4 protein-coding genes are annotated in these 13044 nt (G+C 70.3%); 2 read left to right on the forward strand and 2 right to left on the reverse strand.

Going from position 1 to position 13044, the window contains the following annotated elements; translation table 11 throughout:
- Nucleotides 1-41 precede the first annotated feature (41 nt).
- Complete coding sequence (locus tag AC56LN_RS10540) at nucleotides 42-8297, forward strand: GH36-type glycosyl hydrolase domain-containing protein (protein ID WP_499571509.1); 8256 nt, start codon at nucleotides 42-44, stop codon at nucleotides 8295-8297.
- Nucleotides 8298-8594: 297 nt separating this feature from the next.
- Nucleotides 8595-9665: a sensor histidine kinase gene (locus AC56LN_RS10545; RefSeq protein WP_499571511.1), complete on the forward strand. Its 1071-nt coding sequence runs from the start codon at nucleotides 8595-8597 to the stop codon at nucleotides 9663-9665.
- Between the two features lie 18 nt (nucleotides 9666-9683).
- On the opposite strand, the gene AC56LN_RS10550 is transcribed toward AC56LN_RS10545, so the two are convergent.
- Both AC56LN_RS10550 and AC56LN_RS10555 read right to left on the reverse strand, forming a co-directional pair.
- The gene (locus AC56LN_RS10550) at nucleotides 9684-10586 is read right to left on the reverse strand and encodes a PfkB family carbohydrate kinase (RefSeq protein ID WP_499571513.1); all 903 of its coding nucleotides are present in this window, start codon (nucleotides 10584-10586) and stop codon (nucleotides 9684-9686) included.
- A 12-nt stretch (nucleotides 10587-10598) separates the two neighbouring features.
- On the reverse strand, nucleotides 10599-12944 hold the full coding sequence (locus AC56LN_RS10555) for a GH92 family glycosyl hydrolase (RefSeq protein ID WP_499571515.1): 2346 nt from the start codon (nucleotides 12942-12944) through the stop codon (nucleotides 10599-10601).
- Nucleotides 12945-13044: the final 100 nt, after the last annotated feature.

A 13044-nucleotide genomic window follows, 5' to 3' on the forward strand; every position in this document is an offset into this window, starting at 1 on the left:
GCGCCAGCGGTCTGCTGCGCACGCTCAGTCCCGAGGCCCCGTTGAACGTCAAGAACCACAACCTGCCCGCCGGGCAGCGCACGCCGCATGATGCGACGCGCGCGACCGGCGACGATGCGCCATGGCGCGCAGCACCATCCGGCGCGCTCCAGCGCGCGGAGCACGCACGCCAGTTGGCGGCGCGCCACGTACTGCAACCCGCCACGGCTGGCAAGGGCGGCGCCCAGGCCTTGCGCGCATTGCTGGCGACGAACGCCGATGCTATCGCCGCCTCGTGCGACGCGCTCGACCAGGCCGCGCGTACTGGCTTCGCGCTACCGCCCGCCGGGGCGCGCCTGCTCGACCAGCACCACCTGCTCGACGGCCAGGTGCGCCTGGCGCGCGCCGGCCTGCAGCCTGGCGCTGCGACGCTGCCGACACTGGCACCGGATGGCGCTGTGCGCGCCTGGCGCCTGGTGCTCGATGTGGTCGCGCATGGCGATGGCCGCATCGACGGCGGGGAACTGGCGCTGTTCGTCAGTGCATACCAGGAAAGCGCGCTGCTGCGCATCGCCGAACTCGACGCGCTGCCGGCGCTCCTGCGCCTGGCCCTGATCGACAACCTGCGGCGCCTTGCTGCGCGGGCGGCGCGTGCCTGCGCCGCACATGAACAGGCCGCCGGCTGGGCCGTGCGCCTGCTGGACACGGCCGAGACGCGGCCCGGTGACCTGATCCTGCTGGTGGCCGACATGATGCGCAGCGTCGATGCCAGCGACAGCTTCATCGCCGAACTGGCGCGGCGCCTGCATGGCCGCGGTGGCGCCGTGACCCAAGTCCTGGACTGGCTCGACGCTCGCCTGGCCGATGCCGGCAGCAGCATCGCGCAGCACACGCAGCGCGAACACAGCGAACAGGCCGAGGATGCCATCTCGGCCGGCAATACGCTGGCCAGCCTGCGCCTGCTGGGCGGGATCGACTGGCGCGCCTTCGCCGAGACGCACGGCGCGGTCGACGCGCTGCTGCGCTCCGACCCGGATGGCAGTTACGCAGCCATGGACGGCGCCACGCGCGACAGCTACCGGCATGCCATTGCGCGCCGCGCCCGGGCCGTCAAGGTCGACGAGGTCGAGGTTGCACGCGACGCGCTGACGCTGGCCGGCACGCACCGCGCGCCGGGCGAAGGTGGCCTGGACGTGCGCACGCGCCACGTGGGCCACTACCTGCCGGCCCTGGCAAACAGGACGCCGGTTGCGGCCCGCATCGGCGCGACTGCCGTCCTGATGCTGCTGGTGACAGCCGCCATTCTCGTCCACGCGCGCCAGGGCGATGCCAGCGCGTGGTTGCTGGCGCTGATCGGCCTGCTGGCGCTGCCCGGTGCGAGCGCCTTGTCGCTGTCCCTGGTGCGTATGATGGAACGCTGGCGCACCCTGCCTGCCACCATGCCGCGCATGGATTTCAGCGCCGGCATTCCGGATGCATGCCGGACCGTCGTCGCTGTCTGCGCGCAGGCGGGCGACGCTGCCGCGATCGAACGGCTGCGCGCAGAACTCGAAGTGCGCTACCTCGGCAACCGCGACCCGAACCTGCGCTTTTGCCTGCTGCTCGATTTGCCCGATGCCGCCAGCGCAACGCTGCCGGCGGACGACGCCTTGCTCGCGCAGGCCAGCGCGGCCATCGATGCATTGAATGCGCGGCATGACCATGACGGCGCCGGACCATTCATGTTGCTGGCGCGGGCACGCACCTGGAGCGTCGACCAGCAGGCCTGGATCGGCCAGGAACGCCAGCGTGGCCAGATCGCCGACCTGAATGCCTGGCTGTGCGGCGCGCGCGAACGCTTCCTGCTCGCCGCTGGCAACACCGGCGCTGGCGCCGCGATGCGCTATGTGATTGCACTGGACGCCAATGCCGGCCTGCCGCGTGACGCTGCCCGCAGCCTGGTGGCTGCGATGGCGCATCCGTTGCACCAGCCGGTGCAGGATGACAGTGGCCGCGTGCTCGAAGGGCATGGCATGCTGCTGCCCGCACGCGGTCCCGCGCCACCGGGCCATCGCGCGCCGCGCTTTGCCCGCATGGGCGGTGCTGCGCAGGCCGCAAGCCATGGCTGGGTGGCGATTCACGACGTGGATGCCTGGCGCCGTGCCTGCGGCGATGTTCTGTCCGACGACGGCCGCGCCTGGCCCGGCCCTGTGGAGCGGGACCGCCTGCGTGCCGGGCGCGTGACGGACGTGCGCGTGGATGCGCTGCGCGCGCCCACGTATGGTGAATACATGCTGCGCCGGCACCGCGCCGTGCGCGCGGCCTGGCAATCGGCGCATCGCCTCGGCCGTGGCCCCGATGGCCTCAAACACGCGCATGCACGCTGGACGCTGTTCGACGCGCTGCGCGCCAGCCTGGTCGCGCCGGCCTCGCTCGCGCTGCTGATCCTGTGCTGGAGCCTGCTGGCCGCGCCCGTGTTCTGGACCGCAGCGGTGCTGGGAATCGTGTTCGTGCCAGCGCTGGTCGGCATGCTGGTGGCGCTGGGCGACCGGCCGCTCGACGCACCATGGCGCCAGCACCTGGACGGCTGGGCGCGCGGCGCCCGCGTGACGCTGTCGCGCAGCGCCCTGTGGGCGGCCTTCCTGCCGCACACGGCGCTGGTGGACACCCATGCCGTGGTGCGTGGCTTGTGGCGCCGGCATGTGACGCAGCGCGGTTTGCTCGATACGCAGGCAGTGGTGGTTCCCGGTCGTTCGCTGGAAATCAACGGACGCGCCATGTGGTTCCCGCCGCTGCTGGCGATGGCCACCGCGATGCTGGTCAGCTTTGCCAACCCGTATGCCCTGTTCGCCACCGCGCCGCTGCTGCTGGTGTGGTTCCTGTCGCCGGTGCTGGCCTGGTGGACGAGCCAGGTGACCCGCCGCAGCGTGCGCCTCGCCCCGGCGCAGGACGGGTTCCTGCGCGCGCTGGCGCGCCGCACCTGGGGGTTTTTCGAACGCCATGGCCTTGACGGCCACGGGCTGGCGCCGCACGCCGTGCTCGAACATCCCGAACCGGCCATCGATACGCGGGTTTCGCCAGATGGCATCGGCCTTGGCCTGCTGGCCACACTGGGTGCGCGCGACTTCGGCTTCCTGCCACTGGGCGGCCTGCTGGAACGCAGCGAGCGCACCTTCGCCTCGCTGGCACTGCTCGAACGGTGGAACGGCCATCTGCTGCACTGGTACGACGGCGCCACGCTGGCCCCGCTCGAGCCGCACCATGTCGATACCGCCGCCAGCGGGAGCCTGGTGCTGGCGCTGCGCACCTTCGCCGTCGGCATGGACGAATTGCCCGACCAGCCGATCGCCGGTGCGGCGCCGGACGGCATTCGCGCCACCTTGCTGGTCGTGCGCGAGCATGCGCTCGATGCGCCGGCCCCATTCCAGAACGTGCTGGACGAGATGGACGGCGCGATGGCGCCCGAGCGCTGCCGCGCCATCGATACGCTGCCAGGCCTGGCCGACTGCCTGCGCCTGGCGCTGGCCAATGCCGAACGCCTGACAGCCAGTCTGCCGGAGAGTGTGGATCCGGCGCTGGCCGCCTGGGTCGAACGTCTGCGTGCCGGTTGCGCCGCGCAGCTGGACGACCTGTACGCGCTGGCACCATGGATGCGCGCCGTCCAGGAATACGTGCTCGACGCCAGCCTGACCCGCATTCCGACGCTGCGCGAACTGGCGCAGCTCGACGCGCCGGCAACGGGTGGCGCCGGCCTGGCTGCACTGGTGGACGCGGGCCGCGCCTGTGCGCAGGAGCGCATCGACCGGCTGGCCGTGCTGGCTGACGCCGCGCGCGACGCCGCGCGCATGGACTTCGGCGCACTGGTCGATCCCGCCACCGGCCAGCTGGCCGCCGGCTACCACGTGCGCGACAAGCGCCTGGACAGCGACAGTTGCGACCTGCTGGCCGCCGCATCGCGCATGGCCAGTTTTGCCGCCGTGGCCCAGGACCAGCTGCCGCAGCAGCACTGGTGGGCGCTCGGTCGTCCGCTGCGCATGGCGGGCGCCAATACGCTGCTGCTGTCGCGCCGTGGCGCCATGGCCGACCTGCTGGCGCCGCAACTCTGGATGCCGGGCTGGCGCGACACGCTGCTCGACAGCGCAGCGCGCGCGCTGGTGCGCGCCCAGGTTGCGCATGCCAAAGCCAGGGACGTGCTGTGGGGCTTTTCGTCATCGCGTTGCAATGCCGTGGATGCGGCCGCGCGCTACCGCTCCGGCCAGTTCGGCCTGCCCGCCGCTGCGCTGCAGCGCCAGCGCGATGACGACCTGGTGGCGGCGCCGTATGCGGCCGCGCTGGCGCTGGGCGTGACGCCGGGCCTGGCGAGCAGCAACCTGCGCGCCTTCGCCGCGCAAGGCATGCTGGGCGAGCTTGGCTTGTACGAGGCGCTCGACTACGCACCAAGCCGTCTGCCGCAAGGCGAGCGCCAGGTTGTCGTGCGGGCCTATGCCGCGCGCCACCAGGCGATGACGCTGCTGGCGCTGGCCCGCCATCTGCTGGGCGAACCGATGCAGCGCCGCTTTTGCCGCGATCCCGAATTCCGGGCCGCGCTGCCATTGCTGCAGGAGCCGGTGCCGGTCTCCGGCGCTGCCGCCGAACGCCGCTACACCGGTGCGGCGACCGCCAGCCAGGGTGTAACGGCGCGCCCGTACGCCCGCGTGATCGGAAGCGAGCCGGTGCTGCCCGAAGTCCAGCTGCTGTCGAATGGCCGCTATCACCTGGTCGTTGCCAGCGATGGCACCGGCGCCAGCCGCTGGGATGACAAACAGATCACCCGCAGCGGCGCCGGCGAAACCGGCTTGACCTGTCATGTACGCGACGTCGCATCCGGCCAGGTCTGGCCAGGCCTGTTGCCAGAGAGCGAGCGCGAGACGGTGTTCTCCGAAGGCCGGGCCAGCGTGCGCTGCCTGGACAACGGACTGGCCATGCACACGGATATCGTGGTGGCGCCGGACGACGACGTCGAGCTGCGCCGCATCCGCATCGTCAATCACGGCCTGCAGGCGCTGACGCTGGAACTGACCAGCAGCGTGGCGCTGGCCGGACCGGCGCTCAAGCCGGGTGGCCGCAGCCATGTGATGACTGAATTCGATGCCGCCAACGACAGCCTGCTGTGCGTCACGGCGGCGGACGCGCCGGTTGTCATGCACCGCATGGCAGTGCGCGACATCGTGCCCGTCGTGACGGTGGAAACGGACCGCGCGCGCTTCATCGGGCGCGGCCACGATCTGCGCGCACCCCGGGCGATCGAAGCCGGCGGCGCGCTGCCTGGCCTCGTGCCTGAACCGGACGAACCGCTGCTGGCCTTGCGCCGCACCGTCACGCTGGCGCCGCAGCAAGAAATCACCGTCGACCTGGTGCTGGGTGTTGCCGCCAGCCGGGCGATGGCGCGCGAACTGGCGGCCCGCTACAGCGCCGGCCATGCGGTCGACCGCGCGATCGACGCTGCGTGGAGCCAGGCCCAGGCCTTCCTGCGCCGCATGGACGTGAGCGAAGCCGATGCGCAGCTGTGCAACCGCCTGGCCGGCTGCCTGCTGCAGCCGGTACCGGCGCTGCGCGCCGACCCGGCCGTCATCGCGCGCAATGTGCGCGGCCGCGCCGACCTGCTGGCCTGCGGCATCGACGGCGTGCAGCCGGTGCTGCTGCTCCAGCTGGCGGACGGCCCGGACACGGGCCTGGCGCGCCAGGCGATGCAGGCGCATACCTACTGGCGCAACCGCGGCTTCGCGGTCGACCTGCTGGTGCTGTGCGACAGCCGCGCCGTGCGCGAGGGGGTGATGACGCTGGCGATGGCACTGGTCGATCCCGACACCTTCGATGCGCCCGGCGGCGTGCATCTGTTCCTGCGCGAAGACGTGGCGCAGGAAGACCGCATCCTGCTGCGCTCGAGCGCGCGCGTGCTGCTGCTGTCTGGCCGCGGCGACCTGGCCGACCAGCTGCGCCGCGCCGCGCGGCCCGGCGTCGCCTTGCCGTCGCCACTCGTGGCCGGTGCCACCACGCCGTGGATGACAGAAGCACTGCACACGGTGCAGCCAGAGCGCCTGTTCGACAATGGCATTGGTGGCTTCACGCCGGATGGCCGCGAGTACGAGGTACGCAGCAGCGCAGCGGTGCCGGTGCCGCAGGCGTCCTGGGTCAACCTGCTGGCCAATCCCGGTTTCGGATCGGTGCTGTCGGAACGGGGCCATGCGGTCACCTGGAACGGGACGCGTGCTGCGCGCCTGACTGCCGGCAATGACGATGTCGCGCCGCAGGACGGGGAAGCGTTCTACCTGCGCGACGAGGACAGCGGCGCTTTCTGGTCGCCCACGCCGTGGCCGGCGCCATCGGCAGAACCGTATGTCACCCGGCATGGCGTCGGCTACACCGTGTTCGAACACGGCGCGCAGGGCATCCATTCGGCGCTGCGCTGCTTCGTGGCGCCGGATGTGTCCATCAAATACAGCGTGCTCCGGCTGCGCAACGACAGCGATGCACCGCGTCGCCTGAGCGTGACGGGCTTCGTCGCGTGGCAGCTCGACAGGGTCGACGCCACGCCCGGCCTGCAGGTTGTCACCGGCATCGACCTGGCCAGCGGTGCGCTGTTCGCGCGCAATGCGTTCAGCGACGACTTCCGCGACCAGGTGGGGTTCTTCCATGTCGACGCCGAGGACGTCGCTGCAACCTGCGACCGCGACGAATTCATCGGCCGCCAGGGAAGCATCGCGCAGCCGGCGGCGCTGGGCCGCAGCAGCCTGTCCGGCGCCAGCGGGGCAGGGCGCACGCCATGCGCGGCCTTGCAGGTGCCAGTCATGCTGGCGCCGGGCGAAGAGCGCGAACTGGTGTTCGTGCTGGGCGTGGCCGGCCCCGGCACGCTCGACGCCAGCCGCGAGGTGCAACTGCACGGTGGTGCGCGCGCCGCCGCCGCCGCGTGGGAGCGCCTGCACACATGGTGGGACAGCACACTGGGCGCGGTAACATTGCGCTCGCCCGACGCCTCGCTCGACCTGCGTGTGAACACCTGGCTGCCGTACCAGGCAATCAGTGCGGCGTGGGGCGAGCGCTGTCCGGCCACCCGCCTGCAGTCGCTGCTCGCCAGCGTGCATGCCCGGCCCGGATTGCTGCGCGATGCACTGCTGGAGGCGGCGCGCGAGTTCGCCACGGCGCAGTCCATCCTGCCATCGCCTGCGGTCGACGATTTCCTGTGGCTGTCCTACGCACTGACGCACTACCTGGCCGTGACTGCCGACGACGCGCTGCTGGGCGTGCTGCCATTCGGCGCCGGTCATGGCGAGGCAACGCGGCTGGCCGCCGGGGACGACCTGTACCAGCATTGCGTGCACGGCTTGCGCGGCTGCCTGCGTTTCGGCCAGCGCGGCCTGCCGCTGGCGGCGGCGCGCCTGCATGACGATGATGCGACGGGGCGTGTCGAAAGCGTGCGCACGGGCTTCTTCATGGCGACCGTGCTGCAGCGTTTCGCCGACGTGGCCGACCGGCGCGGCGACTTCGGTTTTGCCACCACCTGCCGCGGCGCTGCGCTGGCGCTCAGGGCGCAGTGCGAAGAACATGGCTGGGACGGCGACTGGTACCGCTGGACCTGGCTGGACAACCGCAATGCGCTCGGCTCGATCGCCAACGCCGCCTGCCGCGTCGAGTTGTCGACCCAGGGCTGGGCGGTGCAGGCCGACGCCGAACACGGTGCAGCCGCGCTGCGGGCCGCCGCACAGCGCCTGGTCGACGAAGCGCACGGCGTCACGCTGCTGTGCGATCCCGCGGTCGACGGACACTGGAGCGAGCGCGTGGTGGCCAGCCCAGGCCAGGACCACGGCGCGGTCGCGCTGGCAGCGACCGGGTTTGCGCGGCTGGGCGACGCCGGCCGCGCGTGGCAGCTGGCCGGCATGCTCGATCCGCTCGCACCCGCGCCGGCCCCGGCGCCGGGCCACACAGCCGATGGCAGCGCGCCGCCGTACTTCATGGCCGGTGGCGTGCGCACGGTTGCGCCGCATGTAGGCCGCGCGATCGGCGGCGTGCACACCGCTTCTGCAGGAGCCACCTGGCTGCTGGCGATCGAGGCGCTGCTGGGCGTGCAGCGCAACGGCGCGCGCCTGCACCTGACGCCGCATCTGGCGCCTGGCTGGGCCGGTTTCAGCCTGCGCTACCGCTATCACAGTGCGTTCTACGAGATCACGGTGCATGCGGGCGACGGCATGGAAGGCTTGCTGCTCGATGACCAGCCATGTCCCGACTGGACGTTCGAGCTGCAGGATGACCGGCGCGATCACCGGGTGGAATTGTGGATCGCGGGGACGCCGGCCGGCGCGTAGGGCGGCTGGCGTCCCGGGGACGCATGGCCGTCCCTGCGCCCGGCGTGGCGGCCCAGCTACAGCCAGCGCCGAAATCGCGGGGCGCGCTGGGCGGCTGCGCGGCACGCATTGGCTGGCGCTATATAATTCCGGAACGGCCCTTGATCGCCGTTGATCTTCCCTTATTTATGACCGATCGCGCCTGCCGCGCCCGGCCCTGACACTGACGACTGCATGACACTAGCCACTGACCAGAATGTTGACCGCCACGGTATTTCGCCTACCGGGTTGCAATTCATTTCCATCCGGGATGCCGTCATGGATCGCTGGGAACGGGAAGTGCGTGCGCGCGTCGAAGGCGCGCAGAATCTGCTGCGGCCCGTGTTGACCAACACGCTGCCGGCATTTTTCGACAATATCGCCGAAGCCCTGAGCCCGGACCATCCGCGCACGCAGGCGGTGAGCGGCAATAATTCGGCCAGTGTCCACGGGACCGAGCGCGCCCGCATGACCCCGTTCGGCCCCGACCAGGTGGTCCACGAATACCAGATCCTGCGCGAGTCGATTGCCGTCGTGGCCAAGGGCAGGGTGACCCTGGACGACGACCACTGGCGCATCATCGACGCGTCCATCAACGCCGCCATGCGCGAGGCAGTGCGCTCGTTCACGCAGATCCACGAAGACCTGCGGCACAAGATGGCGGCCGCGCTGTCGCACGACATGCGCACGCCGTTGTCGGTGGTCGCCCATGGCGCGCAGCTCATGGCGATCACGTCCGACTGGGCGCAGGTAAAGAACGTCGCCGCCAGGGTCGGCGCCAACGCGGACCGGCTCAACGAGATGATGGCCGAACTGCTCGACGCCCTCACGTTCCAGGGCGCTGCGAAGATCCCGCTGCACCTGACGCACTTCGATATCCTGGAGATGACACGCGAACTGGGCGAGCAATATGCGCAGGGCCAGCATGGCACGCAGGTCGTCGTCGATGTGGCCGGCGAGCCGGTCACCGGCCACTGGTGCCGCGCTTCGCTCTGGCGCGCGCTGGAAAACCTGGTCAACAACGCGATCAAGTATGGCGACGGCGGCACCGTCAGCATCATGGCGCACCAGACGCGCGGGCGCCTGATGCTGAGCGTTCACAACGAAGGCAATGCGATTCCCGAAGAACAGCACAACCGGATCTTCGAGTACCTGCGCCGCGAAACGGGGCCGTTTTCGGCCACGGGCTGGGGCATCGGCCTGCCGTTCGTGAAGGCAGTGGGCGAAAGCCACGGGGGCAGCGTGTCGGTCGACAGTTCTCCCGAGCTGGGCACGACGTTCCTGATCGACATCCCCGTCGACTGCCGCCCGTTTGCCGGTGACGACGCCCGGTGCGCCGCGTCGGCGTGATGCCACGACAGGGCGCGCTCAGCGGGTGACAGTCACCGCGCCGAGCAGCGCCCGCACGGCGCCAAGGTCCGGCGCCGGTGTTCCTGCGGCCCCGCATGCGGCGCCCCCTGCCGCCACCGCGAAAGCCAGGTGTGCGTCCATGCCCGCCCCGGGCCACTGCTGCAGCGAATAAATCAGTCCGGCCATCCCCGCCTCACCTGCGCTCACCGCGCCCGTGGCGTTGGCCACGTCGAGCGCCGGTGCCTTTGCATGCCACGTCTGCGCGCCGTGATACAGCGACGCGCCGCCGGCGCCGCGCGTGAGCAGCACCAGCGCGGCCGGATTGCGTGCGCGCAGGCGCCCCAGCGAGCCAAGCGTGTCGTGGCTGCGAAACAGCGCGCGCAGGTCGTCGTCGGCCACCTTGATCACGTCGGCCAGCTCGCTCATGCGCCGCAGCGTCGCGTCGTACGCGGGGCCCATCAGGTCATGCCAGTGCGGGTCGTAGCTGATGCGCAGCCCGTGCGCTTTCGCCTGTTCGGCCAGCGTGATCAGCGTGAGGTCGAGGGGCCCGCGCGCCAGGCGGATGCTGCCGAGGTGCAGCCACTGCACCTCTTGCCGCCAGCCAGGCGGCATGCTGGCCAGCGCGAACAGCAGGTCCGCAGCATCGTCGGGCGGCATGCCGGCCCGCTGCAGGTAACGCAGGTCCAGCCCCGCCGCTGCGCTGGCGCGCCACAGCGCATCGCCAGCCACGCAGCGGCTGATGGCGCCGGCAAAACCGCTGGCCACACCCAGCGCCGCCAGGGCACACGCCACGTTCCAGGTCGGACCGCCGGCGTGGCTGCGCCTTGCGTCGCCGTCACGGCGCAAGCGGTCGGCCAGCGCCTCGCCCGCGCAGACAATGGCCGCAGGCCTGGTCGCGCGCGCGATGTCGCAAATCGGCATCGACGGCGTCGGTCAGTACGCGGTCTGCGTGTACGGGCGCGCGTCTTTCGCCGTGCCCCAGTCCTTGTTCGGCGTGGCCTGCATCGTGAATACCAGTTCGCCGCCGGCCGTGATGTCCTGGTGGCGCAGGAAGGTGCGCGCGAGCGGCTTGCCGTTCAGGGTCACGCGGCCGACATAGCCATTGGTGGCCGACAGGTTCTCGGCGCGCACGGTGAAGCGCTTCCCGTTGGGCAGGTTCAGCGTCGCCTTGTCGAGGAACGGGCGGCCAATCACGTACTCGTTGCTTCCCGGAGCGACCGGATAGAAGCCCAGCGCGGTGAACGCGAACCAGGCCGACATCTGGCCCAGGTCATCGTTGCCCGACAGGCCATCGGGCTTGTCGCTGTACTGCGTGGCCATGATATTGGCCAGGCGTTCCTGCGTGCGCCACGGCGCGCCGGCGTAGTTGTACAGGTAGGCGACGTGGTGTGACGGCTCGTTGCCGTGGGCGTAGTGGCCGATCAGGCCCGAGATGTCTTCCATGTGCGCGTACAGGTTCTCGTCGACCTTGGCGTCGAAGACCTCGTCCATCCTGGCCACGAGCTGTGCGTCGCCGCCGAGGAAGCCGATCAGGCCCGCATTATCGTGCGGCATGTACCAGGAATACTGCCACGCGCTGCCCTCGGTGTAGTCGCTGCCGAAGTTCGACTGCGCCGGATCGAATGGCGTGCGGAATTCGCCGGTGGATTTGCGGGCGCGGATGAAGCCCGTGTCCTTGTCGAACACGTTGCGGTAATTCTGGGCGCGCCGGTAGTAGCGTGCGGCCACGTCCTTCTTGCCCATCTTCTCGGCCATGCGCGCGATGGTCCAGTCGTCGTAGGCATATTCGACGGTCTTGGAGGCGGCTTCCTTTTCCAGGTCGATCGGTACGTAGCCCAGCTTCATGTAGTGTTCCAGCCCGCCGTACGGGCCGTATTCGGCGCTGGCGGTCATCGCGGCCAGGGCCTTGTCGGCGTCGAAGCCGCGAATGCCTTTCATGTAGGCGTCGGCGATCACGGGCACTGCGTGGTAGCCGATCATGGTCCAGGTCTCCAGGCCGTGGAACTGCCACACCGGCAGCACGCCGTAGGGGCTGTGCTGCTGCGAGGCGATCAGCGAGTTGACGAAGTCGGCGTTGCGCCGTTCGGGCGCGACGAGCGTGAGCAGCGGGTGCAGCGCGCGGTAGGTGTCCCACAGCGAGAACGTCGAGTGGAAGCGGAAGTCCTTGGCCTTGTGCACCGCGTTGTCCGGGCCACGGTAGCTGCCGTCGAGGTCCATGAACAGCGACGGCGCCAGCATCGTGTGGTACAGCGCCGTGTAGAACTGCGTGCGCATCGGCGCCGGGGCCTCGACCTTGACGGCGCCCAGCGCTTCATCCCAGGCCTTGCCGGCGCGGCGGCGTTCGGCGTCGAAGTCCCAGCCCGGCATCTCGGCCAGGTTGGCAATCGCATTGTCTTCGCTCACGGGCGAGAGCGCGACCTTCACCAGCAGCGTGCCGTCGTCCGGCACGCCGAAACTGAAGTCGCCCATCAGCGCCTTGCCCTCGACCAGCGCGCGGTCGCCCGGCGTCTTGCCCGGCTGGGCAAAGCCCTTGTACTCGACCGCCTCTTCGCGATTGAGCAGCTGGCGCGTATCGATGGGGCGCGAGAACCGGATCGCGAAATACAGCTGGCGGCCCGGCGCCCAGCCGCGCGTTTCGCGCATGCCGGTGACGGTGCTGGCGTCGCGCATGCGCAGGCGCGACCACAGGTTCTTGCCGTCGTAGTTATAGATGCTGGTGCGCAGGTCGAGCAGCACCTTGGCCGGCTCGCCCGCCTTGAACCTGTAGCGGTGCAGGCCGACACGCTCGCTCGCGGTCAGCTCGACATCGACGTTGTGGTCCGTCAGGCGCACTGCATAGTAGCCGGGTTCGGCCTGTTCCTGGTCGTGCGAGAAGCGCGAGCGGTAGCCCGAGAAGGGCCGTTCCGGGTAGCCGGGTTCGAGTTTGGTCTCGCCGCTGTAGGGCATCAGGAGTACATCGCCCAGGTCCGAGTGGCCGCTGCCCGAGAAGTGCGTGTGCGAGAAGCCGAGGATCGAGCCGTCGCCGTGGTTGTAGCCGGCGGCCCACGGATAGCTCTGGCGGAAGTGACGGTGCTGGGTGTCGGGACTGAGCTGCACCATGCCGAACGGGCGGCTCGCACCGGGGAAGGTATGGCCGTCGCCGCCGGTGCCGATGAAGACGTTCACCGCCGCGGCCGGGGAGCCCGGTTCGGCGGCCTGCAACGGCGCCGCACTAAACAACAGGACCGCGATCGCAGCCAGGGGAAGGGGAAGGGATTGGGGCTTGAAACGAGCTGTCATTGGTGTCTCCACACGTGGCGGGAGGGCAAAGCCCACGCCTGTTCTTGATACGCTGCGCCAGAGGCAATCGGGCGCGCAACCGATGTCACGGACACGCGCG

Source organism: Telluria sp. ZT3P26 (assembly GCF_059686035.1).